Below are 23,825 nucleotides of genomic sequence, written 5' to 3'. Positions count from 1 at the left end.
AAACGTCACGCGGCGCGGAAGCTGTGCGGCGGCTCGCCGGAGGCGAGGAAATCCGCCAGTACTGTCTCTCCGGCGACGGTGCGTTGGCCAAGGCCGACGAGCGGCCGCACCTCGACGGGCAGATAGACGTCGACGCGCGAGCCGAAGCGGATCAGGCCGAAGCGCTCGCCCACCTGCAGGGTGTCGTTCTCGCGCACGAACGAGACGATGCGCCGCGCCACAAGGCCGGCGATCTGCACCACGCCTATGCGCGTCTCTCCCGAGACGATGACGAGGCCGTTGCGCTCGTTGTCCTCGCTCGCCTTGTCGAGATCGGCGTTGATGAACACGCCGGGCGTGTACACGACGCGCTCCACCGTGCCGTCCACCGGGCTGCGGTTCACGTGGCAGTCGAAAACGTTCATGAAGATGGAGATGCGCAGCAGCGGCGTCTCTCCCAGCTCCAGCTCGGGAGGCGGCAGCACTTCGGCAATGGCGCTGATGCGCCCGTCGGCGGGCGCCACCACAAGCCCCTCGCGAACCGGCGTATGGCGCTCCGGATCACGGAAGAAGTAGCAGATCCAGAGGGTGATGACGAGGCCGATCCAGCCCAGCGGCGACCATAGCTGTCCGAGCACCAGCGAGGCGATGGCCGCGACGGCGATGAACGGAAAACCTTCCTTGTGGATCGGCGTGATAGTCTGCCTGATGGAATCGTAGATGGACATTTTCCTGTTCCCGATTGCCCGTCGCATCCGCGCGCTCCGCACCATGTTGCATGACAGCATGACGTCGGCACGTCAACCGGCATGGCAGTGCGCCAGATTCGCGCGGATTCTCGCCTTCTGGCCGCGTCAGGCCACTTCCCGCATGGCGTCGCTGACGCGCTGGCGCAGCAATTCTGGCTGCTTCAGCACCAGCGCGCCGCGCGTGCGCTCCACGATACTATCACGTGACAGAGAGGTGAATTCCCGCGTCACCTGTTCGCGACGGCAACCGATTCTGGCGGCGAGCACGTGATGGAACGGCGGCGGCGTGATGACGCGCTCGCCCGGATGGCCGGAGCGCGGAGTCGACAGGCGCAGGAGTTCCGCATAAAGCCGGTGGCGCAGGTCGAGGATGGCATGTTCCGTCAGCCGGGCATTGAGTTCGCGCACGCGCTGCGCAAGCAGGCGCAGCAGGCGGTCCGCGACGGCAGGCGACGAGAACACGATGTCGCGGAAGACGCTCGCCGGCATGACGCAGACCTCGCCCTGCGTCAGCGCGGCCACATTGGCGGAACGCCCCACGCCATCGATGGCCGCCAGCTCGCCGAAAAACTCACCGGCGCGCATATCGTCAAGGATGATCTCCCGCCCGGCCTGGGTACGGACCAGAACCCGCACCTCGCCCGCGACGAGGAAATAAACGTCCGTCGACTGCTCCTCGTAGTCGATCAGCACTTCATCGGTGGCGAAGCGGCGCCAGTGAAGCCGGGAATCGAAACGTGCGAGATCGATGCCGGCCCCCTGGAAAAACGGCACCCGATCCAGCGTCCCCATCCTGCCCCCCGATCGCGAATCTGTGTAGTCCGCGTCACGATACACCAGAACAGGAAAAGTTGACCCGCCTAATCGGTCGGCCGGGCTCACGCCTTGACGACGTTCTCCCCCGCGATACCGGCACGGGCGAGCGCGTTGCGGGTGTCGACGACGAGCGGCAGCCGCCGCGCCACCAGCGCATAGTCGACGCCGTCGTGATCGGTCGCGATCAGCGCCGCGTCGCAGGCGGAGAGCGTTGCCTCATCCAACGCCACGGACCGCCGTCCTTCGAGCCGGGGATGCGCGCGGGTGCGCGGCAGCGCGGGGATGAACGGATCGTGGTAGTCGCAATGGCCGCCGCGCGCCTCGATGAGGTCGATCAGCTTCAGCGCCGGGCTCTCGCGCGTGTCGTCGACATTCTTCTTGTAGGCAACGCCGAGCACGAGAATGCGCGCCCCGTTCAGCCCGCGCCCGCGGACGCGGTCGAGCGCGGCGGCCAGCGCGTCGACCACCCGGTGCGGCATGGCCGTGTTGATCTCGCCGGCCAGTTCGATGAAGCGGGTGACGATATCGAACTCCCGCGCCTTCCACGTCAGGTAGAACGGGTCGATCGGGATGCAGTGGCCGCCGAGCCCGGGCCCCGGATAGAAGGGCATGAAGCCGAACGGCTTCGTCTTCGCGGCGTCGATCACCTCCCACACGTCGATGCCCATGGCGGCGTAGACGGTCTTCAGTTCGTTGACGAGCGCAATGTTGACGGCGCGGAAAATGTTCTCGGTCAGCTTCACCGCCTCCGCCGCCTCGGGCGAGGAAACGGTCACCGTCTTCACCACCAACGCGCCGTAGAACGCTTGCGCCAGCGTCAGCGCCGCCTCGCCGTCGCCGCCGATGACACGCGGAATGGCTCGCGTCGAGAACGTGTCGTTGCCGGGATCCTCCCGCTCCGGGGAATAGGCGAGGAAGAAATCGCGCCCGCTCGCGAAGCCGGACGATTCGAGCACGGGCCTCACCACCTCGCGCGTCGTACCGGGCCAGGTGGTCGATTCGAGCACCACCAGCTGGCCCGGCCGCAGCGTCCGCCCGATGGAGCGCGCCGTCGCCTCGACGAAGGACAGGTCGGGTTCGCGCTGGCGCGTCAACGGCGTCGGCACGCAGATGATGACGATGTCCGCCTCGCCCATCCGGCTGAAATCCGCCGTCGCCTCAAAGCGCCCGGAGGCGACAGCCTCCCGCATGCGCGTGTCGGGAATATGCGCGATCAGGCTTTCTCCGCCGTTGAGCCGGTCCACCCGCGTGGCATTGATGTCGAAGCCCAGCACCGGAAAGCCGCATTCCACGGAGGCGAGCGCCAGCGGTATGCCGACGTAGCCGAGCCCGATGACGCCGACACGGGCGCTGCGATTCTCGATCGCCGCGAGCAACGCCTGCGCGCTGCGGCCGGCGTCGGCGGACGGGGACTGGGAGACGGAGGACGGCAAGGTCAGGGTATCCCGTTTCGATGGCGTTGGGCGCGCCTGCTCCCGCGTGGGGTATCGCGGATGAACGGCACGGCCATCTCTGCGGACAAGCCCGCGTCCCTGTCAAGAGACGGCCGCCTCTCCCTATCGGGACGCGGCCGGCACAACGACCGCCGGAAGGCTCGCGATATGCGGATGGGAGCCATGGTCTGCCCGCAGCGAAGAGCCGCCTTGCACGGAAACAGGGTGACGCAGGCTCGCGGCCACTGTATTGGCCGTCATCGCGATTCCGAGAATCAGCGCCGCCGCGACGATGGCGAACGCCCCTCGCGAGAACTGGCTGGACGAGGTTCCCGTAGCAATTCTCACGGCTGCGGCTCTCTTGTCCGCGGCTCTGTGCGCTTCAGTTCTCTTCGTGCGGGTTTCCATGGCGTAGCTCGAATCACTCTTATCCACAGAACATCAACAAGACCGTCATATGCTGTCCACAGACGACGGCAGCGCTAAAACGTGGCGTTTTCATGGTTCTTGCATTGTGACGCTCGACTTTCTAAAACCGTTCACAATTATCCACATATGCACCGGCTGACTCGAACCTACGCAATTTTCTGACTTTGACAAGCTCAAAACAGCGCCCTTGTCCGCTTTATGTTCATTCCTCGTTCACTCTATGATCGGCGGCTTGCGCTATGTCATGCAAACGGCTGTCCGGCATCGGATTCTCGTTCAGACCCTTGCCGGCCCTTGCGGCAGCGCCCGTTTGACGCGACAAGAACCTTTCTCCCGCACGGGCGCGAGGCCCGCCGCCGGGCGGGCGAATCACACCGGATTGCCAATCGGACCATGTTGCAGATTACCGACCTCACCTACCGGCTGGGCAACCGGCTCATCCTCGATCACGCCAGCGCGGTGATTCCCACCGGCGCGCGGGTGGGGCTCGTGGGGCGCAACGGCGCCGGCAAAACCACGCTGTTCAAGCTGCTGCTCGGCGAACTCGTCTCCGAAAGCGGCTCCGTCTCCCTGCCGCGCGGGCACCGCATCGGCGCGGTGGCGCAGGAGGCGCCGGGCGGGCCGGAGGCCCTCATCGACGTCGTTCTCGCGGCGGATACGGAGCGCACCGCCCTCATGGCCGAGGCCGAGACGACGGCCGACCCGCTGCGCCGCGCGGAGATCGAGACGCGGCTCGTGGATATCGGCGCGCACGCCGCGCCCGCGCGCGCAGCCAGCATCCTGCACGGCCTGGGTTTCGACGCCGAGGCGCAGGCGCGCCCTTGCTCGTCGTTCTCCGGCGGCTGGCGCATGCGCGTGGCTCTTGCTGCCGTGCTGTTCAACGAGCCGGACCTGCTGCTGCTCGACGAGCCGACCAACTACCTCGACCTCGAAGGCACGCTTTGGCTCTATGACTATCTGGGCCGCTACCCCTACACGGCGCTCGTCATCAGCCATGACCGCGAGCTGCTCGATACCGCCGTCGACCACATTCTGCATCTCGACCGGGGCAAGCTCGCGCTCTATCGCGGCGGGTTCACGTCATTCGACCGGCAGCGGCGGGAGAAGATGGCGCTCGTTGCCAAGGCGCGCGTGAAGCAGGAGGCGGAACGCAAGCACCTGCAGAGCTTCGTCGACCGCTTCCGTGCCAAGGCCACCAAGGCCAAGCAGGCGCAGTCGCGCATCAAGCGCCTGGAGAAGATGGAGCCGATCGCCGCCATCACGGAGGAGGAATCCATCCCCTTCGACCTGCCGGGGCCCGAGCGTCCGCTGTCGCCGCCCATCGTCGCCATGGAGGGCGCGGTCGCCGGCTATGACGGGCGCGTGGTGCTCGACCGCCTCAACCTCACCCTGCTGCCGGACGACCGCATCGCGCTGCTCGGCGCCAACGGCAACGGCAAGTCCACCTTCGCCAAGCTGCTCTCGGGCCGGCTCGCCCCCATGACGGGCACGGTCACGCGCGCCGCCCGGCTCAGCGTGGCCTATTTCGCGCAGCACCAGCTCGACGAACTCAACCCCGCCGCCACCGCCCTGCAGCACATCGCCGTGCTGATGCCGCAGGCGACGGAGGCGCAGCAGCGCTCGCGCACGGCAAGGCTCGGCTTTCCCGCCGCCAAGGCGGACACGCCGGTAGCGCAGCTCTCGGGCGGCGAGAAGGCGCGGCTGCTGATGGGCCTCGCGGCATTCGGCGCGCCGCACCTGCTCATTCTCGACGAGCCGACCAACCATCTCGATATCGATAGCCGGCAGATGCTCGTCGAGGCCATCAACGACTATCCCGGTGCGGTGGTGCTCATCAGCCACGACCGCTTCCTGATCGAGGCCTGCGTCGACCGGCTGTGGCTGGTGAACAACGGCTCCGTCAAGCCCTACGACGGCGACATGGACGACTACCGCCGGCTCGTGCTGGCGGGCGATGCGCCGGCGACGCGCGCGGCCGCCTCGGGCAGCGGCGGCGAGAAGGCCGACCGGCGCCGCAACGCCGCCCGCACGCGCGTCGCCCTCGCCCCCCTGCGAAAACGCATCGAAACGCTGGAAGCGCGTATGGACAAGCTCGCCGACGGCATCGCGAAAATCGATGCGGCCCTCGCCGCGCCGGACACGTTCAGCAAGAACCCCGAGAAGGCGGCCGAACTCGCGAAGATGCGCGCCGATGCCGCCACGGCCCTTGCCCAGGCGGAAGAGGAATGGCTTGCCGCCTCTGCCGAGATCGAGGCAGCCTCCTGACACGGAAAACCCCGGAACGCGGCGCGTTCCGGGGCTAGAGCGCTTTCCGATCAGAATTCGCTCAATGAAAGAATCGCAGAGCATTTGGCGATCACGAGTGATCGAAAAATGCTCTGGGCGATCAGCAGCGCCCGGCTTGTGCCGGGACACGGGGGGAATCAGATGGCCTTGCTGTAAAGCTCGGCGGCGTATTCCCAGTTGACCAGATGGTCGACGAACGCCTTCAGGTAGTCGGGGCGGCGGTTGCGGTAGTCGATGTAATAGGAGTGCTCCCACACGTCGACGCCGAGAATCGGGGTCGCGCCGTGCACGAGCGGATTCTCGCCGTTCTGCGTCTTGAGCACGACGATCTTGCCGTCCTTCACCGCGAGCCACGCCCAGCCGGAGCCGAACTGGCTGACGCCGGCCTGGATGAAGTCTTCCTTGGCCTTTTCGACCGAGCCGAGGTCCTCGATGATCTTCTTTTCGAGTTCGCCGGGGATGGCACCGCCGCCGTTGGGCTTCAGCCAGTGCCAGAAGTGCAGGTGGTTGTAGTGCTGGCCGGCGTTGTTGAAGAGCGCCTGGTTGGTGCCGAACGAAGCCTTGACGATCTCCTCCAGGGATTTCCCGGCGAGATCCGTGCCTTCGAGCAGCTTGTTGCCGTTGTCGACATAGGCCTTGTGATGCTTGTCGTGGTGATACTCAAGCGTTTCACGCGACAGGTAGGGCTGAAGGGCGTCGTGAGCGTAGGGAAGATCGGGAAGCGTAAACGACATGGCTTGCTCCTGGGGGTTTGATGCTCGGTTTGCGGCGCGGGGGTCGCTTGCGGCCCTCGTAGCGTCGACGGTGGCGACACTACCAACCGCAGCAGCGGCTGACAATGAAAGCAGGAATTGGCGGCGTTTCATACGGCAGTCTCCACCTTGGAAAGGCGATGCTACGCGATTCTCGTCTTTAACTCGATAGACTTCATTATGTTCCATGGAAAGCGCCGCCGCGTTTCCACGCATCGGCCATGGTACGCCATGTTTTCGGCAGATTTCCGTCGATAGTTTACCAAACGACAAGTCAGTTCAGTGAAAGCTTCACGTGCTAGAAGCTGGTGGCGAACGGCTTGTCTCCAACACCGCGGGCCATCGTTCCCGTTGCGGGAGGCACTTCGGGAAGCTGCTGTTGTTTTAAGAACGCTTTACCGTCGCATAAGACGTGAATGTTTTTGTGACTGTTGTATCGTCGATTGCAGGCGCGCCCCGTTCGGTCCGGCGGCCGCCGGTTCGCCGGCCCTGTATCCAATGCAAGAGTGCCTGTCGTATGATTTTCATAAGCACTGTTCTCGCGTGCCTTCTCATCGGCGGTGGCCTTGGTGCCGTCGTCATCGGCTCCGGCATGATCGTCCTCGAACGAGGCTGGTCTATGGTCATTTCGGGCAGCGTCGTCGCCACGGGCGGCGTGCTGCTGCTCGGCATCGCGATGATTCTGAAGGAGTTGCGCCGCCTTCCGGACCGTCTCGCCGACGTGCTGCCGGAGGCTCCCGCACCCCGTTCGTACTATCACGACGCCGACTTCGACGGTGCACAGGCCGCGCCCGATCACGCCGCTTCCGTCCGGCCGCGCTTCGAGCCGCTGGTGGCACATGCGCCGGAGGCGGCGGAAGAGCATGAGCCCGAGCCGCCGGCCCCCGCGCCAGCGACCCGGGTAACGGCGGCTCAAGCGGCGCCAACGCAAGCGGCTACTCCTCTTGGGGCACCGAGTCTTGGCGCGCCGAGTCTTGGCGCGCCAAGACTCGGAGCCGCTCCGGACTTTCTGACGCTGCGCGACGTTCCCTTGCATGACGAGGACGCATGGCGGCGCGATGCCGCCGCCGCGCCGGCCGCGGCCGGGGAATCGCGGCAGGATCGGTCCGCGCTGAAGATCCAGGTTTCGCTGCACGGCGAGGATACCGAAGCTCCCGAATCCGAGCGCCAGCGGCGCGGCTTCTGGTCGCGATTCGGCAAGGGCAGCAGCACGGCCGCGCAGAGCCGCAACGCCCCGCCGGAACCGCCGCCCGGTCCCACGGCGGCGGAGCTGGCGCGTGAGCGGCTCGCTCTGGCCGATGTGCCCGACCGGTCGCGTCCCGATTCGCGGCGCCCGGCGGCTCCGTCCGCACCGCAGGACGAGGCCCACGAGCCCGCCGTGGCGCCCTCCCGATCCACGCCAGACCTGCCGAAGGCCGATCAGCCCGCGGGCGGCGACGGAGATCCGGCTGGCCCGACGCCTCCCGGCAAGCCGGCGAAAGAAGCGGCTGGCGACGACCGGCAGCCTCGCCAACCGGAAACGCCCGATGGACGCAAACCCGACGCCGCTGCGAAGGCAGCCGAGCAGCCAGCGGAACGCGCTGAGACGCGAGACGAGGAGAGCGGGACCGAAGAGGAAGCCGGCTCGCCCACGGCCGACGCCCCCGATGCACCGCCCGCCACGAACGAAACCGCCGACCGGCCGGAAGGGAATACCGGCGCCATCGTCGGTTCCTACCGGGCGGGCGACAATGTCTACGTGATGTTCGACAACGGCATGATCGAGGCGGAGACGCCGCAGGGCGTCTTCCGGTTCGATTCGCTCGACAATCTGAAAAGCTACATCGCCTCGGGCGAGGATCCGGCGCTCGCCGGCAAGAAGATCGATCGCCAGCCGGATGGCGGCAAACCGGACTGACGCATCGAACCGGAAGCGCGTTTTCCGGTTTCGCAAGTCGTTAAGGATACAGGCGGTTCGCCGCTTCTGCGAAAGGTCATCCCGCCACCGGGCTTCGGCTTTTCACGGAAGTGGCGAACCGCCTTGTTTTTGTCCGGGCATGAACGACCCTCGCGCACAGCCGCCGCGCGGCCCCCCACTTATCCGCAGTTAATCGCATGGAGACGGCGACCTCCTCCGGAAAAGCGTTGCGTCCATTTTATAGGATGATAATCCTATTTCTGCGTTCATTAGTGCAGATTTTCGGATTAGTTTCCTATGTATCTGACGACGGAGGTTTTGATGTCCTGGACCGGATTCGATCATGGCGGCGCCGGCCGCCTGCTGCGGGAAGCCGCGATCTGCCGTCAATGCGAAGCCGCCGTGTCGTCCGCGTTCGCGGTTTCGCTGGCGGCGGTGCGCGCCGGCCACCGGCGCCGGGCGAGGGATGCCTTCGCCCGCGCGGGCGCGATCTACCTCGCGCGCACCGGCTTCAACCTGGCGGAATCCGCGGCAGGCCGGGCCTTCGGCCGCCACCGCGCCACCATCGGCCATGCATGCCGGCGCGTCGCGCGGCGGTGCGGCGACGACCCGCACTTCAGGCACGTCCTGTCCTGCCTCGAACACGCCCTCACCCGCCGCGTCGCGCGCTGCCTGCACGACGCGGCAGAGGCCACCGCCGCGTCGGAGGCCGGGCAATGAGCCGCCGCACCAATGCCGGAAAGGCAACCGAAAAACCACGGCAGGGGGATGCGGATACGCTCCGGCTGCTGGGCCATCTGTCGGAACAGGGCAACATCGCGGTGATCGGCAGCGGGATGCCGGATCGCGTCATTCTGTCGAGTTCGCGCGGCGGCGTGTCGCTCGGGCGCGGCAGCCTTCCCGCCGGCACCGTCCATGCCTTGCTGAAGCGCCGTCTCGTGCGCCTCACGCCGGAAAACACCTTCGCCATCACCGAGGCCGGACGCGCCGCGCTGATGCACCTGCAACACGGGCCGGCGCCGGATTCCCCCACACCGGGCCCCGACCGGCGGCTTCGCGAAAAGACGCCGGCCGGCGGAGACGGACACACCCCGGCCCTGCAGGTAAACGAGGCTGAAAGCCCGCTCGCCTGGCTCCACAAACGGCGCGACCGCAACGGCGTGCCCTTCCTCGATGCCGCCTGCTTCGAGGCGGGCGAGCGGCTGCGCCGCGACCTGACGCTGGCGCAGATCATGCCCCGTGTCACCAGCAACTGGTCGCCGGCGCGCGGCGGCAGCGGCAACGGCGGCCCTGCACCCGCCACGGAAGCGATGGTTTCCGCGCGCCAACGCCTTCACCGGGCGCTTGACGCCGTCGACAGCGAATACGCCGGTATCCTGATCGACGTCTGCGGCTTCCTGAAACGCATCGAGGAGGTGGAGCGCGAGCGCCGCTGGCCACCCCGTTCCGGCAAGGTCGTGCTGAAGCTCGCACTGCGCCGTCTCGCCGATCACTACGGCCTCGGCGCGCAGGCCAACGGCCCGACGCGCGGCAGCGGCATCAGGGTCTGGATGGACCGCTGACATACCGCCGGAGCGGAACGGCGCATCCTTGAAAAGGCACGAAAAAAGAAATCCGGCCTCGCGGCCGGATTTCAGCGTTCACGGGTCCGCGACGCGCCTCAGCGCGTCGGAACGGGCTTTTCGCCACGATAGTCGTAGAAGCCACGGCGGGTCTTGCGGCCGAGCCAACCCGCCTCGACATACTTCACCAGCAGCGGGCAGGGACGATACTTGGAATCCGCCAGCCCCTCGTAGAGCACCTGCATGATCGACAGGCAGGTGTCGAGGCCGATGAAGTCCGCGAGCTGCAGCGGGCCCATCGGATGGTTCGCGCCGAGACGCATGGCGGTGTCGATGGATTCCACCGAACCCACACCTTCATAAAGCGTATAGATCGCCTCGTTGATCATCGGCAGCAGGATGCGGTTGACGATGAAGCCGGGGAAGTCCTCCGCCACCGTCAGGCTCTTGCCGATTTTCTCCACGAGAGCGCGGGTCGCCTCGAAGGTTTCCTCGGAAGTGGCGATGCCGCGAATGACCTCGACCAGCTGCATCACCGGCACCGGGTTCATGAAGTGGATGCCGATGAACTGCTCCGGCCGGTCGGTGGTGGAAGCAAGGCGCGTGACCGAGATGGACGACGTATTGGTGCCGATCAGCGCGGTGGGCTTCAATGCCGGGCACAGGGCCTGGAAGATTTTGCGCTTGATGTCCTCGTTCTCGACCGCCGCCTCGATCACCAGATCGGCGTCGTTGAAATGTTCATAGGTCGGCGCGGACGTGATGCGCGCCAGGATCAACGTCTTCTCTTCTTCCGTGAGGTGCCCCTTCGACACCTGCCGCGCGAGGTTGCCGTTGATGGTGGCGAGACCCGCGTTGATGCGCTCCTCGCTGATGTCGTTGAGCGCAACCTCGTAACCCGAGGCTGCGGCAACCTGCGCGATGCCGCCGCCCATCTGCCCGGCCCCGATGACGCCCACCTTGCGAATCTCGATCGACATGTTACCCGTCCGTTGCGTTGTTGCTGACTGGTGTGGTGAATCCGTTGGCTGACTGGGCGGCAGCGGGCACAGTGTCGCTTCCGATCCCAGGATCGCCGGACACCTTACAGATACATTTTGACGTATTTTCTTCAGACGGGCCAGTCAATCCATCTGAAGACGTCCCGCATCGCGAGGATGCGGGACGGAAGGCTCAGCCGAGCGCCTTTTCCAGCTCCGGCACCACCTTGAACAGATCGCCGACGATACCGTAATCGGCCACCTGGAAGATCGGCGCGTCCTCGTCCTTGTTGACGGCGACGATGACCTTCGAGTCCTTCATGCCGGCAAGGTGCTGGATAGCCCCCGAAATGCCGAGCGCGATGTAGAGGTCGGGCGCCACGACCTTGCCGGTCTGGCCGACCTGCAGGTCGTTGGGCGCGTAGCCCGCGTCCACGGCTGCGCGGCTCGCGCCGATGGCGGCGCCCAGCTTGTCCGCGAGCGGCGCGACGACTTCCTGGAACTTCTCGGCCGAACCGAGCGCGCGGCCGCCGGAAACGATGATCTTCGCCGCCGTCAGTTCCGGCCGCTCCGACTTCGCCACTTCCTCGCCCTTGAACTGCGACACCGCCGGGTCAGCGGCAGCCTCGACGTTCTCGACGGCGGCGGAACCGCCCTCGCCCGTCGCCTTGAAGGCCGCGGTGCGCACGGTCAACACCTGCTTGGCGTCCGTGGTCTGCACGGTCTCGATGGCGTTGCCCGCGTAGATCGGGTGCTCGAACGTATCGGGCGAAACCACCTTCGTGACGTCCGACACCTGCGCGGCGTCGAGCAGCGCCGATACGCGCGGCAGAACGTTCTTGCCGTTCGAGGACGCGGGCGCCACGATCGACCGGTAGTTGCCGGCGAGGCCGGCGATCAGCGCCGCGAGCGGCTCGGCAAGCCCGTGCGCATAGACAGCGCCCTCGGCGAGCAGCACCTTCTCCACACCTTCGAGCTTCGCGGCGGCGTCGGCAGCGGCGCGCGCGCCCTCACCCGCCACGAGAACGTGAACCGGCTCGCCGAGTTCCCGCGCCGCGGTGAGCGTCTTGGCGGTGCCGTCCTTGAGCGCCTGATTGTTGTGATCGGCAATGAGCAAGGTCGTCATGATCAGAGCACTCCCGCTTCCTTGAGCTTCGACACCAGTTCGGCCGCATCCGCCACCTTGATGCCGGCCTGACGCTTGGACGGCTCGGCGGTGTTCAGCACCTTGAGGCGCGGCGACACGTCGACGCCGAGCGCCTCGGGCGTGGTCTCCGCGATGGGCTTCTTCTTCGCCTTCATGATGTTGGGCAGCGACGCATAGCGCGGCTCGTTGAGGCGCAGGTCGGTGGTGACGATCGCCGGCAGCTTGAGCGACACGGTCTGCAGGCCGCCGTCGACCTCGCGCGTCACGTCCACGGAGCCGTCGCCCACGACCACCTTCGACGCGAAGGTGCCCTGCGCCCAGCCGAGGAGCGCGCCGAGAATCTGGCCCGTCTGGTTGGAATCGTCGTCGATGGCCTGCTTGCCGAGAATGACGAGGTCGGGCTTCTCCTGCTCGACGATTTTCGCCAGCACCTTGGCCACGGCCAGCGGCTCCACCCGCCCTTCGGCCTTGACGAGGATGCCGCGATCGGCGCCCATGGCAAGGCCGGTGCGGAGGGTTTCCGTCGCCTGCGCCGGGCCGATCGAGACCACGACGACCTCCGTCGCCTTGCCCGCCTCCTTGAGGCGCAACGCCTCCTCGACAGCAATTTCGTCGAACGGGTTCATCGACTGTTTGACATTGGCAAGGTCAACCCCCGTACCATCGGGCTTGACGCGAATCTTGACGTTGTAGTCGACCACCCGCTTGACGGGCACCAGCAACTTCATTGACGACCTCCGTTGGACTTTATTGGAACTTATCTCAAGTAAAGCCTTGCCTTCACTTTTTATACTGAACGTCTCCTGCAAGGGAAAGCAACTGAATAAATTTCCGGCTGGTATTCTGTTTGCTCACGCATTCCCATCCGCCCCGGCCGCCGCTTCCCAAACAGCCGTTTGAGACGGCTGCGCGAACGTAACGACGCCGGTTCGCGCTTGTCAATCTCCATTCACGGATCGTCCGCCACCGCCGGTTTTCCCATGCCTTTGCCGATGCCCGCGCCGAAAAGCGGCTGGTCGCGCCGCCGCAGCACGAGAACCAGCGCGCCGCCGGCCGCGAATCCGCCCAGATGCGCCAGCCAGCCCACGTCGTCGCTGCCAAACCACGCCTGGACAATCTGGAATGCGATCCAGAAGCCTATGGCCCACAGCGCCGGCACCTGCAGCGGAATGCGGTTGAGGAACAGGCCCCACACCCGGGCGCGCGGATAGAGCAGCAGATAGGCGGCGGCGAGCCCGGACACCGCGCCCGAGCCGCCGACCAGCGGGCGCAGAGACTCCGGGTGGCCCGCCGCATAGGCCAGCGCCCCCGCCGCGCCGCAGGCGAGATAGAACAACGCGAAGCGCGCATGGCCCATCGCGTCCTCCACGTTGTCGCCGAACACGGCGAGGAACAGCATGTTGCCGGCGAGGTGCAGGAAGCCGAGATGTACGAACTGCCCGCTGACCAGCGTCGCCGGCTCCGGCACCAGCGGCAGCCCATCCGGCAGGGCGGCGCTGCCGAGCAGCACCGCCGGGATGACGCCGAAAGCCGCCGAGAGCCACGTCTCGTCCGCGAGCCTGCCGGGCAGGAGGCGCAACGCATAGGCGGCGTAGAACAGGCACGACAGCGCCAGCACGCTCCATGTCGCCCAGGCGACGCGGATCGTACGATAGGCAAGGCCGTCATAGATCGGAATGAACATGGCGACTCACTGCGGCGTCCGGCTCCGTCGTCATAAGGGTTCCGTCAACGGTTTGCGCCCGGCCGCCACAGCACGTCCAGCGCGCCGTTGTCGTTCGCCGCCCGGGCAAGCACGAACAGCAGGTCCGACAGCCTGTTGAGATAGCGCAGCGCCACCGGCGACACCTGCCCCGGCTCCCGCGCCGCCAGCGCCACCGCAACCCGTTCCGCCCGCCGGCAAACGGTGCGCGCCACATGCAGCGCCGCCGCGGCGGGCGAGCCGCCGGGCAGCACGAAGGAACGCAGCGGCGCCAGCGCCGCATTGAAGGCGTCGATCTCCCGCTCCAGCCGTTCCACCTGCGCCTCGACGACGCGCAGCGCCTCGAAAGGCTGTGGTTCCGCGCCGCCCGGCGTCGACAGGTCGGCGCCAAGATCGAACAGGTCGTTCTGCACGCGCGCCAGCGCCGCGTCGATGTCGCCGGCGGCATGGAGCCGGGCGAGACCGAGGGCCGCGTTGGCCTCGTCGACCGCGCCGACTGCCTCGATGCGCAGATCGTCCTTGCGGCGGCGCTCGCCGCCGGTCAGGCCGGTGGTGCCGTCGTCGCCGGTGCGGGTGTAGATGCGGTTGAGGCGAACCATGATGAAATTGTCACCGTCCGGATCGATATCGCGTTTCAATGGCTGCCGGCGCCGATCCACAGCACCAGCAGCACGACGACGACAGCGGCGAACTGGAACAGCACGCGAAGCTGCATCAGCTTCTGCGACCGTTCCGGGCTGCCGCCGCGCATCATGTTGACGAGGCCGAGCACCAGCACGACCGCGACGGCCGCCAGCATGACCGGCACCAGGACATAACCGAGTGCACCCATGGCTTCCTCCCGCCTCCGTTCAGTCGCGGCGCAACAGGCGCTCCAGATAGTCGCGCTCCTCCGCGGGGCGCGTGGGGTCGCCCAGCCGCCGGCGCAGCTCCTCCAGAATGCGGCGCGCACGCACGATGGCCGATTCGTCTGCGCCGGGCACGCGCGTCTCGCCGTCGGACCAGCGGCGCTGGCCTGTCGAGCGGCCGAGCGGATCCTGTTCGCCCGGTCCCGGCTCGCCGGTTCCCGGCTGCGAACCCGGCTCCCCGTTCTCGCCCTGCTGCGCCTGCCGCATCTGCCGGGCGAGCCCCTGCGCGCCGTCCAGCAACGCCTCCAGCGCCCGGCCCTGGGCATCGACCGCCCCGTCTCCGTCGCCGTCAGCGAGCCTTTCCTCGGCATCGCGCATCGCGCGCTCGGCCGCGCCGAGGCCCGGCTCGCCCTCCAGCCCCTGCTCGGAAAGGCCGCGCTGCAGGCGCTCCAGCTGGTTGCGCAGGGCCTGCTGGCGGCCGGAGAGATCGCCGTTGCGCTCCCCGCCGCCGGCGTTCCCCTCGCCACCCTCGGAGGCCTCGCCGTTCTGCCGGTAGGTGTCGTCGCGCAGGCGCTGCTGGTTGCGGATCATCTCGTCGAGCGAGCGCATCGCCCGGCCGGCCTCCCCGGCCTGCGACCCCTGCTGCGGCGCGCCCTGCGCCATCTGCAGATTGTTGAGGATATTGTTGAGCTGCTGCAGCAGCCTGTCCGCCCCGGCGAGATCGCCCTCGCGCGCCATCTGTTCCATGCGGTCGATCATCGCCGCGAGTTCCTCGGGCGTGACGGTCTGCGTGGGGGTGCCGCCCTGTCGCTGCGCCGCCGGATCGCGGTTGCGCGCCTGATTGCGGGCCATTTCCGACAGATGACGGTTCATCGCCTCGCGCAGCGCCTGGGCGAGACGCGCGATCTCGTCCGCCGGCGCATTGCGGTCGATGGCCTCCTGCAGCGCCTGCTGGGCGGCGCGCAGGGCGCGTTCCGTATCGCCGGCGTCGCCGTCCTCGATCCTGAGCGCCATGCCCCACAGGAAATCGGCGACGGCGACAAGGCCCTCCCCGCTGGAGGCGGAGGAGAGCATCCGCTCCGCCGTCACCAGCCCCAGATAGACAGCGCTGTCGGGCGTGAAGATGTCCGGCGCGATCATCAGCGCGCGCAGCGCGAGCCGTACATCGCGCCAGTCGTGCGGATGGAAGACGAGGTTGCGGCGCTGTTCGACCAGCGCCTTCGCCAGCGGGTTGGTGAACGGGCGCTGCGGCAGCGTCACGGTCAGCGTTTCGCTGCGCCCCTCCTGTCCGGCACCGTCCCGCGCCACGAGCGTGAACTGCACGGTGGCACCTGCCCACGGATGCGCTGCGAGGTCGGCGGTGGTACGCAGCTCCTGCTCCGCCTCCCCGACGCGGGGCAGCGGCAGGGCGACAACGGGCGGCGGCACGAGCGCCTGCGCCGTATCCTCGCCGGGCAGGGAAACGACGCCCTGCGCGGCCGTGACGCCGTAATCGTCACCGGCGCGGAAGACGACGGTGAGCCCACCGCGCCGCGTGGCTTCCGGCGGCCCGACGAAGGCGATGACGGGCGGCCTGTCCGGAACGACGGCGATGCCAAGGGTCGCCCGGCCGTCGCCCGTGTCGCGCGCGACGGTTCCCGAGCCCTCGATGGTATAGCGGTTCTCATGGATGCCGTCGGCGGCGGGCTGCTCCGCAGGCCGGGCTACGAAGCCGCCGGATATCGCCACGTCCTCCGCCGCGCCGCCGGCGGAACGCAGCACCAGCACGCTGCCGGCGGGCACCGAGACGTCCCGCGTTCCGGCGCGGGTGAGATCGAGCATGACCGGCGGCAGGCGCGTGTAGGCGGGCGGGTCGATCCAGCCGTCGACGCGCGCCGCCACAGGATCGCCGGAGGCCTCGAAGCGCCAGTCGAAGGCAAGCGCCAGCCGCCTGCCCCGCTCCGTCCCCGCGATGAAAGCCGCCGCGACGAGCGCCACGATCAGCGCCCCGCGCAGGCCGTAACGGTCGTACTGTGCCGTCAGCGGACGCGGGAAGCGCGGCGGCAGCTTCGAGATCGCCTCCGCCGCCCGGCGCTGATGCAGCGTCCACAGCGCGCGGCTGGCGGCATCGTGCTGCCCCATCGCCTGCGTATCCGCGAGCGCGCTCGCGGGATCGGCCAGACCGGCGCCGTCCGCCCCGCCGTCGAGCGCCCGCAGCGCCTCGCGCCGCGAGGGATAGCGCACGGCGACGGCGGGCACGATCGCGGCGACGAAGGCCAGCGCGAAGACGATAACGCCCGCCATGCGCCCGCCAGCCGGCAACAGCGCCCACAACCCGAGCCAGGAGACGGCGAGGAAGATGCCCGCGACGCCGAGCGGCCACCACAGGCGCGGCCAGACGCGCTCGCCGTACAGCGCGATCCGCGTGCGCCGCACGGCGCGCTCAAGCTGCTGGCCCGCCTGTTGTGCCTTCACCTGTTGCCCTTCGGGGCCGCTCACCGACGTGGTCCTCGACATGTTCCTGAAAAAATCCCGTATGCGACGGTAGCACGCCCGGCTGCCCGGCGCACGCGCGCTGATCGATTTAACCGTTCACAAGAGGCGTCATCCGGGATGGCAACCGGGGCGCTGCCGGAAAGCCGCCCGTCTGCCGCAGCGCCTCGCCCAGCAGCATCGCCGCCGTCGCCGCCACGTTGATGGAACGCATCCCCGGCCGGATCGGCACGACGATCCGCGCGTCGGCCGCCGCATGCACCTCCTCGGGCGCGCCCGCCGATTCCCGCCCCACCATGATGACGTCGTCCGGCCCGAAGGCGAAATCCGTATAGAGGGCGGCGGCCCGCGTCGTCGCCAGCACCAGCCGCAAGCCCGCCGCCGCACGCCATTCCTCGAACCTGCGCCAGGAATCGTGGCGGTTGATGACGACGTCTTCCAGATAGTCCATGCCTGCCCGGCGGAAGGCGCGGTCGGACACCGGGAAGCCCGCCGGCTCGATGATCTCGGCCGCCACGCCGAGGCAAGCGCACAACCGCAGCATCGTGCCGGCGTTCTGCGGAATGTCCGGCTGGTAGAGCGCGAGCCTCAGCATGAAACGCCCCCGCTCATTCGCCCACCAGCGACAGCGGCGGCTCGTCGACGCCCAGAAAGCCGCCCGACTGGCGCCGCCAGAGGCCAGCGTAGATGCCGCCCCTGCGCACCAGTTCGTCGTGGGTGCCCTGCTCCACGATCGCGCCCTGCTCCATGACCACGAGCCTGTCCATGCGGGCGATGGTCGACAGCCGGTGCGCGATGGCGATCACCGTCTTGCCGGCCATGATCGTGTCGAGTTCGTCCTGAATGGCGGCCTCGACCTCCGAATCGAGCGCCGAGGTCGCCTCGTCCAGCACCAGGATGGGCGCGTTCTTCAGCAGCACGCGCGCGATGGCGATGCGCTGACGCTGGCCGCCGGAGAGCTTGACGCCGCGCTCGCCCACATGGGCATCGAGCCCGCGCCGCCCGGCGGGATCGACGAGCGAGGGAATGAAGCCGTCGGCATGCACCTGCCGCGCCACCGCCCGGATGGCCTCCTCGCTGGCGTCGGGCCGGCCGTAGCGGATGTTGTCGCGCACGGAGCGGTGCAGCAGCGAAGTGTCCTGCGTCACCATGCCGATGGCGCCGCGCAGGCTTTCCTGCGTGACAGAGGCGATATCCTGCCCGTCGATCAGGATGCGCCCGCCCTGCAGGTCGTGAAAGCGCAGCAGCAGGTTGACCAGTGTCGACTTGCCCGCGCCCGAGCGTCCGACAAGCCCGATGCGCTCGCCCGCGCCGATGCGCAGCGTCAGGTCCCCGATCACGCCGGACTTGCGGCCATAGTGAAAGCGCACGTGCTCGAACGCCACTTCTCCGCGCGTTACCTGCAGCGGCTTCGCGCCGGGCCTGTCCACGACGGCATGCTGGCGCGAGAGCGTCTCCATGCCCTCCTGCACCACGCCGACGTTCTCGAAGATGCCCGTCACCACCCACATGATCCAGCCCGACATATTGTAGATGCGGATCGCGAGCCCGGACGAGAAGGCAATCGCCCCCGTCGTCACGCTGCCCTGCGTCCACAGCCACACGGCAAGGCCGGTCGTCGAGCCGATCAGCAGGCAGTTCAGCACCGAGACCGTCGCCGACATGGCGGTGACGAGCCGTGTCTGCTTCTGCGTCGCCTCCACGTTCTCGCCGATGCTCTCGCGGATGTACGCATCCTCCCGCTCGGCGTGGGCGAACAGCTTCACCGTCATGACGTTGGTGTAGCCGTCGACCACGCGGCCCGTCAGCGTGGAGCGCGCGTGCGACACCGCCCTGGCGCTCTCGCGGATGCGCGGCACGAACCACGCCAACGCCGCGCCGTAGAGCGCCACCCAGACCACCAGCGGCATGGCGAGCCGCCAGTCGGCCTCCGCGAACAGCAGGATTGCCCCGCCCGCGTAGATGACGACGAACCAGAGCGAGCCGAACACCTCGACCACGGACTCGCGCAGCGCCATGCCCGTCTGGATGACGCGCGTCGCCAGCCGGCCGGCAAAGTCGTTCTGGAAGAATTCGAGGCTCTGGCGGATGACGTAGCGGTGGGCCTGCCAGCGGACCAGCGCCGGAAAGGCGGGCAGGATCGTCTGGCGCACGATCATGTCGTTCAGCACGTTGCACAGCGGGCGCACCAGCAGCACCAGCAGCGCCATGAACAGGAACCGGCCGCCGTAGTCCGCGAACAGGCGTTCCGGCGTCGTCTTGCCGAGCAGGTCGATGATCTCGCCGATATAGCGGAACATCAGCACCTCCAGCGCGGCGGCAGCGCCGCCCGAGATGACGAGCGCGACGAACACCGGCCACACCTGCCGCACGTAATGCCGGTAGAACGCCAGCAGCGTCTCCGGCGGGCGCTCGATCGGCACCTCCCGGAACGGATCGATCCGGGTTTCGAACCAGCGGAACATCGTCATCTCCTGTCGCGGCGGAGGCCGCCGCACTGCCTGTTTCCGGCCCGGCGGAAACAGGCCGAACACACACGGCCCCCGCGATCGCATGCCGTATAGAGCAAAATGCACCGAATCTGAATCGCCATTTTGCCCTATCTTCTTGTTTATTCATCAAATTCGTCCGGAAAACGGCGCCCGTTTTCCGGTTTTATGCCATAGCCGGCTATCATCGTTCCGCGCGCCCCAAAATGCCCGATCATGCGCGCCGGACCTATGCGCGGGGGGCGCGATGGCGTATCAGGCGTGCGGTGCCGCACGTTCGGCTTTCGACAAGGGACACACTCGCACCATGGCTTTGCCCGCCAATCTGGACGACCTCAAGGCACGCGCCAGCGCGTGGTTCTCGACCCTGCGCGACCGCATCTGCGCCGACTTCGAGGCGCTGGAGGACGAGGCGGCCGGCCCCTTCTTTCCCGGCCACGGCGAGCCCGGCCGCTTCGCGCGCGAGGTGTGGGAGCGGAAGGGCAGCGATGGCACGGCGGGCGGCGGCGGCGTGATGTCGCTGATGCACGGGCGCGTGCTGGAGAAGGTGGGCGTCCATGTCTCTACCGTGTTCGGCGAGTTCTCGCCCGAGTTCCGGGCCCAGATACCCGGCGCCGCCGAGGACCCGCGCTTCTGGGCCTCCGGCATCTCCCTCATCGCCCATCCGTGGAACCCGAACGTGCCGACCGTGCACATGAACACGCGCCTGGTCGTCACCACGAAAGCCTGGTTCGGCGGCGGCGCGGACCTTACCCCCGTGCTCGACAGGCGGCGCGCGCAGGACGACCCGGACGCCATCCGCTTCCACGCCGCCATGCGCGCGGTGTGCGACGCGCACGCGGCAGTCGCTCCCTACGGGAAATACAGGGAGTGGTGCGACAGTTACTTCTATCTGCCGCACCGCGACGAACCGCGCGGCATCGGCGGCATCTTCTACGACCATCACTGGTCCGGCGACGCGGAGGCCGACCTCGCCTTCACCCAGGCGGTTGGCGAAGCGTTCCGCGCCGTCTATCCCGCCATCGTGCGCGCCAACCTGCCGACACCGTGGACCGCAGCCGACGTCTTCGAGCAGGAGGTGCGGCGCGGACGTTACGCCGAGTTCAACCTGCTCCACGACCGCGGCACCATCTTCGGCCTGAAGACCGGCGGCAACGTCAAGTCCATCCTGTCGTCGCTGCCGCCGAGGGTGCGCTGGCCGTAACGGGGCTTACTTCCCCCTCAGCCAGTCCGGCACGCGGTCGAGGCCGATCAGGTCGTCGTAGGTCGGGCGCGGGCGCACCACCGCCGCCCGCGCGCCGTTCACCAGCACCTCCGGGACCAGCAGGCGGCTGTTGTAGGTGCTCGACTGCGTCGCCCCGTAGGCGCCGGCCGTCATCACCGCCAGCAGATCGCCGGGCGCGACCGCCGGCAGGGCGCGCTGCAGCGCCAGATAGTCGCCGCTTTCGCAGACCGGCCCCACGACATCGGCCACGATGCGCGGCGCGCCGGGCGCCGGCTCCCGCACGGGCTTCACCGTGTGATAGGCCTCGTAGAGCGTCGGGCGGATGAGGTCGTTCATGCCCGCGTCGACGATGACGAAGGTGCGTCCCTCGCCCTGCTTCACGTAGATGACCTTCGTCACCAGGATGCCGGCGTTGCCGACGATCATGCGGCCGACCTCGAACACCAGCTTCAGGCCGAGACCGCGCGTGTGGCGCTTGACGATATCGGCGTAGGCGGAGGGCAGCGGCGGCGGCTCCGCATCCTCATGGTAGGGAATGCCGAGGCCGCCGCCGAGGTCGACGTGGTCCAGCCTGTGGCCCTGCGCCAGCAGGTCGCGCGCCAGTTCCACGATCAGCGCCGTGGCGTTGTCGAAGGGCGCGAGATCCGTGATCTGGCTGCCGATGTGCATGTCGACGCCGGTCACCGTGATGCCCGGCAGCGCGGCCGCGCGGGCATAGACGGCGCGCGCGTGCGACAGCGGAACGCCGAATTTGTTCTCCGACTTGCCGGTGGAAATCTTGGCGTGCGTCAGCGCGTCCACATCCGGGTTGACGCGCACCGAAACGGGCGCCTTCACGCCCAGCGAGACGGCGACTTCCGACAGCGCCTCAAGCTCGGGCTCCGATTCGACGTTGAAGCACAGGATGCCCGCCTTCAGCCCCGCCGCCATCTCCTCGCGCGTCTTGGCGACGCCGGAGAACACGATGCGCTCTCCCGGCACACCCGCCGCGAGCGCCCGGCGCAGTTCGCCCTGCGACACGATGTCTACCCCGGCGCCCTGCCGGGCGAGCGTGGCAATCACCGCCTGGTTGGAATTGGCCTTCACGGCGAAGCACACCAGTGCCGGCACATCCGCGAAGGCTTCCGCGAACACGCGGTAGTGGCGTTCGACGGTGGCGGTGGAATAGCAGTAGAACGGCGTGCCGACCTCGCCGGCAAGCGCCGTCAGATCGACATCCTCGGCCTGCATGAGGCCGTCGACATAGGAAAAATGGTGCATGGCGTCGCCCGGAATGAAAACGTCTGCGTCAGGAAATGGCGGCGGTCAGAGCAGCGGATCGAGGATGAATTTCTTGTCCGGCGTCACATAGCCGCGGATCACCTTCTGCCCCTCGCGCCCCGACGAGTGGACGCGCTGACCCGAATCGCGGATTTGCGGATCGTTCGGGTCCACGGGATATTCCAGCCCGCCCCGCCTTCCGCAGCCCGCGACCGCCGCGCACACGGCCACGGCAAGGCAGAGGCGGAACGCCGCATTGCGGGAAGATTTCAGGCGAAAACGGAGCACAGGGGAACGGAGCACGGGCAAACCTCCATGAAGCGGGCGCACTATAACCGACTGACGCGACAATTCGAGCCCTGTTTCGCATTCTCGCGCGGGAGATCGCGCCGCCGCGATCACGCAGATGCGATCACGCACACGCACGGGCGGGTTGAGATCGCCGCGCAATGGCTTACCTTGTCCCTGCCGGGTCGGCGCGGCGCGAACGCCGGGAATGTCCCTTTGCAGCGTATAGGTCCAACATGAGTATTTCGTTTCGCCGCCTCGCCGTCACCGGCGCCGTGGCGCTCGTCATCGTCGGCGGCGTCATCGGCATCCGCGCCTACCGGGGGGGCAGCGCGCCGGGCGGCACCTGCCCGGCCTCGGCAGACGTGCTCACGCGCCTGAAACCCTTGGCAACCGGCGAAGTCGCCGCCGTCCAGGTGGAGAATCGCGCGGCGCCGCTTACCGAACTCACCTTCCTGTCGGCGGACGGAAAGCCGCTGTCCCTCGCCGATTTCCGCGGCCGCACCGTTCTGCTCAACCTGTGGGCGACGTGGTGCGTGCCGTGCCGGGCGGAGATGCCGGCCCTCAACGCCTTGCAGAAAAAGCTGGGCGGGAGCGATTTCGAGGTCGTGGCCGTGAACATCGATACCCGTGAGCCGCAGAAAGCCATGCAATGGCTGAAGGACAACGGCATCGACAGCCTCACGCCCTACAGCGATCCGAAAGCGAAAATCTTCCAGACGCTGCGCGCGGACGGCAAGGCATTTGGTATGCCGACGACCGTGCTTGTCGACCGGGACGGCTGCGCGTTGGGGCATCTCGCCGGCGCGGCGGAATGGGCCTCGAACGACGCAGTGGCCCTGATCAGGGCGGCGATCGGCGGCTGAGGCCGCCGGCTCCCGGGCCTATTCGGCGGCGACCTCGATGCCGTTGTCGGCAAGGATCTTCTGCAGCTCGCCTTCCTGGAACAGCTCGCGCACGATATCCGCGCCGCCGACGAACTCGCCCTTGATGTAGAGCTGCGGGATCGTCGGCCAGTTGGCATATTCCTTGATGCCCTGGCGCATGTCGTCGCTCTCCAGCACGTTGATGCCCTTGTAGGACACACCAACGTAATCGAGAATCTTCACCACCTGTCCGGAAAACCCGCACATCGGGAAATCCGGCGTGCCCTTCATGAAAAGCACGACGTCGTTGGACTTGACCTCGTTGTCGATGAACGCAAGTACGTCGGACATGTTCGAAACTTCCTTGTGAAGCACTGCGGCGCAATCGGCGCCAGATATTAATCCTGCTGCGTTCCGGTGGTGAGCGCAAGAGCATGCAGCGCGCCGCCCATGCGGCCCTGAAGCGCGGCATAGACGAGCTGATGCTGCTGGACGCGCGACTTGCCGGCGAACGATGGCGAGATCACGGTTGCGGCATAATGATCACCGTCGCCGGCCAGATCGCGGATCTCCACGAAAGCATCGGGAATGGCGGCCTTGATGAGAGCCTCAATCTCTGCTGCTTCCATTGCCATTGAAAATTCC

Annotated in this window: 24 protein-coding genes; 6 read left to right on the top strand and 18 right to left on the bottom strand. The window is 67.6% G+C overall.

The features are described from left to right. Positions 1–5: 5 nt before the first annotated feature. From ACFFJ7_RS08325 to ACFFJ7_RS08310, 4 genes are all read right to left on the bottom strand, one after another. Positions 6–734 (bottom strand): phosphatidylserine decarboxylase, encoded by a 729-nt coding sequence (locus ACFFJ7_RS08325; RefSeq protein WP_166948805.1) that lies wholly within the window; start codon positions 732–734, stop codon positions 6–8. Between the two features lie 99 nt (positions 735–833). Beyond that, positions 834–1,520, bottom strand: coding sequence for a Crp/Fnr family transcriptional regulator (locus ACFFJ7_RS08320; protein ID WP_166948803.1), 687 nt, complete (start codon positions 1,518–1,520; stop codon positions 834–836). Positions 1,521–1,606: 86 nt separating this feature from the next. Continuing rightward, positions 1,607–2,977 carry a nucleotide sugar dehydrogenase gene (locus ACFFJ7_RS08315; protein ID WP_377591733.1) on the bottom strand — a complete coding sequence of 457 codons (1,371 nt, stop codon included), beginning with the start codon at positions 2,975–2,977 and terminating at the stop codon, positions 1,607–1,609. A gap of 123 nt (positions 2,978–3,100) precedes the next feature. Further along, positions 3,101–3,325: a hypothetical protein gene (locus tag ACFFJ7_RS08310; RefSeq protein ID WP_166948801.1), complete on the bottom strand. Its 225-nt coding sequence runs from the start codon at positions 3,323–3,325 to the stop codon at positions 3,101–3,103. A 474-nt stretch (positions 3,326–3,799) separates the two neighbouring features. On the opposite strand from ACFFJ7_RS08310, the gene ACFFJ7_RS08305 reads away from it, so the two are divergent. Further along, positions 3,800–5,671, top strand: a complete 1,872-nt coding sequence (locus ACFFJ7_RS08305; protein WP_377591731.1) for an ABC-F family ATP-binding cassette domain-containing protein — start codon at positions 3,800–3,802, stop codon at positions 5,669–5,671. A gap of 158 nt (positions 5,672–5,829) precedes the next feature. Here ACFFJ7_RS08305 and ACFFJ7_RS08300 read toward each other — a convergent pair whose 3' ends face one another. Next, positions 5,830–6,426, bottom strand: coding sequence for a superoxide dismutase (locus tag ACFFJ7_RS08300; protein WP_166948797.1), 597 nt, complete (start codon positions 6,424–6,426; stop codon positions 5,830–5,832). 535 nt (positions 6,427–6,961) lie between these two features. Here ACFFJ7_RS08300 and ACFFJ7_RS08295 point away from each other — a divergent pair. From ACFFJ7_RS08295 to ACFFJ7_RS08285, 3 genes are all read left to right on the top strand, one after another. Then, positions 6,962–8,341 (top strand): hypothetical protein, encoded by a 1,380-nt coding sequence (locus ACFFJ7_RS08295; protein WP_377591729.1) that lies wholly within the window; start codon positions 6,962–6,964, stop codon positions 8,339–8,341. Positions 8,342–8,662: 321 nt separating this feature from the next. Then, entirely contained in the window at positions 8,663–9,061 is a 399-nt protein-coding gene (locus ACFFJ7_RS08290) for a helix-turn-helix domain-containing protein (protein ID WP_377591727.1), read from the top strand. After that, complete coding sequence (locus ACFFJ7_RS08285; RefSeq protein ID WP_377591725.1) at positions 9,058–9,903, top strand: DUF6456 domain-containing protein; 846 nt, start codon at positions 9,058–9,060, stop codon at positions 9,901–9,903. Before ACFFJ7_RS08290 ends, ACFFJ7_RS08285 begins: the two co-directional genes overlap by 4 nt. Positions 9,904–10,001: 98 nt before the next feature. Here ACFFJ7_RS08285 and ACFFJ7_RS08280 read toward each other — a convergent pair whose 3' ends face one another. From ACFFJ7_RS08280 to ACFFJ7_RS08240, 9 genes are all read right to left on the bottom strand, one after another. Then, positions 10,002–10,883, bottom strand: a complete 882-nt coding sequence (locus ACFFJ7_RS08280; RefSeq protein ID WP_166948789.1) for a 3-hydroxybutyryl-CoA dehydrogenase — start codon at positions 10,881–10,883, stop codon at positions 10,002–10,004. Positions 10,884–11,076: 193 nt separating this feature from the next. Next, on the bottom strand, positions 11,077–12,009 hold the full coding sequence (locus ACFFJ7_RS08275) for an electron transfer flavoprotein subunit alpha/FixB family protein (protein ID WP_166948787.1): 933 nt from the start codon (positions 12,007–12,009) through the stop codon (positions 11,077–11,079). A 2-nt stretch (positions 12,010–12,011) separates the two neighbouring features. Then, on the bottom strand, positions 12,012–12,758 hold the full coding sequence (locus ACFFJ7_RS08270; RefSeq protein ID WP_166948785.1) for an electron transfer flavoprotein subunit beta/FixA family protein: 747 nt from the start codon (positions 12,756–12,758) through the stop codon (positions 12,012–12,014). 221 nt (positions 12,759–12,979) lie between these two features. Then, positions 12,980–13,714, bottom strand: coding sequence for a rhomboid family intramembrane serine protease (locus ACFFJ7_RS08265; RefSeq protein WP_377591722.1), 735 nt, complete (start codon positions 13,712–13,714; stop codon positions 12,980–12,982). Between the two features lie 44 nt (positions 13,715–13,758). Beyond that, on the bottom strand, positions 13,759–14,331 hold the full coding sequence (locus tag ACFFJ7_RS08260; protein ID WP_377592113.1) for a cob(I)yrinic acid a,c-diamide adenosyltransferase: 573 nt from the start codon (positions 14,329–14,331) through the stop codon (positions 13,759–13,761). A gap of 35 nt (positions 14,332–14,366) precedes the next feature. Then, positions 14,367–14,564, bottom strand: a complete 198-nt coding sequence (locus ACFFJ7_RS08255; protein WP_166948779.1) for a twin transmembrane helix small protein — start codon at positions 14,562–14,564, stop codon at positions 14,367–14,369. Positions 14,565–14,583: 19 nt separating this feature from the next. Beyond that, positions 14,584–17,076 (bottom strand): TIGR02302 family protein, encoded by a 2,493-nt coding sequence (locus ACFFJ7_RS08250; RefSeq protein ID WP_377591719.1) that lies wholly within the window; start codon positions 17,074–17,076, stop codon positions 14,584–14,586. Between the two features lie 67 nt (positions 17,077–17,143). Then, positions 17,144–17,647 carry a tRNA (cytidine(34)-2'-O)-methyltransferase gene (locus ACFFJ7_RS08245; protein WP_377591717.1) on the bottom strand — a complete coding sequence of 168 codons (504 nt, stop codon included), beginning with the start codon at positions 17,645–17,647 and terminating at the stop codon, positions 17,144–17,146. 13 nt (positions 17,648–17,660) lie between these two features. Continuing rightward, positions 17,661–19,517: an ABC transporter ATP-binding protein gene (locus tag ACFFJ7_RS08240; RefSeq protein WP_377591716.1), complete on the bottom strand. Its 1,857-nt coding sequence runs from the start codon at positions 19,515–19,517 to the stop codon at positions 17,661–17,663. 331 nt (positions 19,518–19,848) lie between these two features. Here ACFFJ7_RS08240 and hemF point away from each other — a divergent pair, with 331 nt between their 5' ends. Continuing rightward, entirely contained in the window at positions 19,849–20,745 is an 897-nt protein-coding gene (gene hemF / locus ACFFJ7_RS08235; RefSeq protein ID WP_166948770.1) for an oxygen-dependent coproporphyrinogen oxidase, read from the top strand. A gap of 6 nt (positions 20,746–20,751) precedes the next feature. Here the strand turns inward: hemF and lysA are convergent, their stop codons facing one another. Together lysA and ACFFJ7_RS08225 are read right to left on the bottom strand one after the other, a co-directional pair. Further along, positions 20,752–22,026, bottom strand: coding sequence for a diaminopimelate decarboxylase (gene lysA, locus ACFFJ7_RS08230; RefSeq protein ID WP_377591715.1), 1,275 nt, complete (start codon positions 22,024–22,026; stop codon positions 20,752–20,754). Between the two features lie 45 nt (positions 22,027–22,071). Continuing rightward, entirely contained in the window at positions 22,072–22,329 is a 258-nt protein-coding gene (locus tag ACFFJ7_RS08225; protein WP_166948763.1) for a lipoprotein, read from the bottom strand. Positions 22,330–22,550: 221 nt separating this feature from the next. Between ACFFJ7_RS08225 and tlpA the strand changes: the two genes are divergently transcribed. Beyond that, positions 22,551–23,180, top strand: coding sequence for a thiol:disulfide interchange protein TlpA (gene tlpA / locus ACFFJ7_RS08220; protein ID WP_377591714.1), 630 nt, complete (start codon positions 22,551–22,553; stop codon positions 23,178–23,180). Between the two features lie 18 nt (positions 23,181–23,198). Here tlpA and grxD read toward each other — a convergent pair whose 3' ends face one another. After that, complete coding sequence (gene grxD / locus ACFFJ7_RS08215; RefSeq protein WP_166948757.1) at positions 23,199–23,531, bottom strand: Grx4 family monothiol glutaredoxin; 333 nt, start codon at positions 23,529–23,531, stop codon at positions 23,199–23,201. 47 nt (positions 23,532–23,578) lie between these two features. Continuing rightward, positions 23,579–23,815: a BolA family protein gene (locus tag ACFFJ7_RS08210; protein ID WP_166948754.1), complete on the bottom strand. Its 237-nt coding sequence runs from the start codon at positions 23,813–23,815 to the stop codon at positions 23,579–23,581. Between the last annotated feature and the right edge of the window lie 10 nt (positions 23,816–23,825).

The organism is Pseudochelatococcus lubricantis (assembly GCF_042432495.1).
In the GTDB taxonomy this organism is placed as follows: domain Bacteria; phylum Pseudomonadota; class Alphaproteobacteria; order Rhizobiales; family Beijerinckiaceae; genus Pseudochelatococcus; species Pseudochelatococcus lubricantis.
The sequence above is the reverse complement of the archived record's forward strand: the minus strand, read 5'-3'. Positions and strand labels throughout refer to the sequence as shown.

Excerpts from the sequence above, each read along its gene's own strand:
- ACFFJ7_RS08300 (WP_166948797.1), bottom strand. The coding sequence starts at position 6,426 with ATGTCGTTTACGCTTCCCGATCTTCCCTACGCTCACGACGCCCTTCAG.
- ACFFJ7_RS08245 (WP_377591717.1), bottom strand. The coding sequence starts at position 17,647 with ATGCTGAGGCTCGCGCTCTACCAGCCGGACATTCCGCAGAACGCCGGC.
- ACFFJ7_RS08270 (WP_166948785.1), bottom strand. The coding sequence starts at position 12,758 with ATGAAGTTGCTGGTGCCCGTCAAGCGGGTGGTCGACTACAACGTCAAG.
- ACFFJ7_RS08285 (WP_377591725.1), top strand. The coding sequence starts at position 9,058 with ATGAGCCGCCGCACCAATGCCGGAAAGGCAACCGAAAAACCACGGCAG.
- ACFFJ7_RS08290 (WP_377591727.1), top strand. The coding sequence starts at position 8,663 with ATGTCCTGGACCGGATTCGATCATGGCGGCGCCGGCCGCCTGCTGCGG.
- ACFFJ7_RS08250 (WP_377591719.1), bottom strand. The coding sequence starts at position 17,076 with ATGTCGAGGACCACGTCGGTGAGCGGCCCCGAAGGGCAACAGGTGAAG.
- ACFFJ7_RS08295 (WP_377591729.1), top strand. The coding sequence starts at position 6,962 with ATGATTTTCATAAGCACTGTTCTCGCGTGCCTTCTCATCGGCGGTGGC.
- ACFFJ7_RS08265 (WP_377591722.1), bottom strand. The coding sequence starts at position 13,714 with ATGTTCATTCCGATCTATGACGGCCTTGCCTATCGTACGATCCGCGTC.
- grxD (WP_166948757.1), bottom strand. The coding sequence starts at position 23,531 with ATGTCCGACGTACTTGCGTTCATCGACAACGAGGTCAAGTCCAACGAC.
- ACFFJ7_RS08320 (WP_166948803.1), bottom strand. The coding sequence starts at position 1,520 with ATGGGGACGCTGGATCGGGTGCCGTTTTTCCAGGGGGCCGGCATCGAT.
- ACFFJ7_RS08240 (WP_377591716.1), bottom strand. The coding sequence starts at position 19,517 with ATGTTCCGCTGGTTCGAAACCCGGATCGATCCGTTCCGGGAGGTGCCG.
- tlpA (WP_377591714.1), top strand. The coding sequence starts at position 22,551 with ATGAGTATTTCGTTTCGCCGCCTCGCCGTCACCGGCGCCGTGGCGCTC.
- ACFFJ7_RS08325 (WP_166948805.1), bottom strand. The coding sequence starts at position 734 with ATGCGACGGGCAATCGGGAACAGGAAAATGTCCATCTACGATTCCATC.
- lysA (WP_377591715.1), bottom strand. The coding sequence starts at position 22,026 with ATGCACCATTTTTCCTATGTCGACGGCCTCATGCAGGCCGAGGATGTC.
- ACFFJ7_RS08210 (WP_166948754.1), bottom strand. The coding sequence starts at position 23,815 with ATGGCAATGGAAGCAGCAGAGATTGAGGCTCTCATCAAGGCCGCCATT.
- ACFFJ7_RS08280 (WP_166948789.1), bottom strand. The coding sequence starts at position 10,883 with ATGTCGATCGAGATTCGCAAGGTGGGCGTCATCGGGGCCGGGCAGATG.
- ACFFJ7_RS08305 (WP_377591731.1), top strand. The coding sequence starts at position 3,800 with ATGTTGCAGATTACCGACCTCACCTACCGGCTGGGCAACCGGCTCATC.
- ACFFJ7_RS08255 (WP_166948779.1), bottom strand. The coding sequence starts at position 14,564 with ATGGGTGCACTCGGTTATGTCCTGGTGCCGGTCATGCTGGCGGCCGTC.
- hemF (WP_166948770.1), top strand. The coding sequence starts at position 19,849 with ATGGCTTTGCCCGCCAATCTGGACGACCTCAAGGCACGCGCCAGCGCG.
- ACFFJ7_RS08275 (WP_166948787.1), bottom strand. The coding sequence starts at position 12,009 with ATGACGACCTTGCTCATTGCCGATCACAACAATCAGGCGCTCAAGGAC.
- ACFFJ7_RS08260 (WP_377592113.1), bottom strand. The coding sequence starts at position 14,331 with ATGGTTCGCCTCAACCGCATCTACACCCGCACCGGCGACGACGGCACC.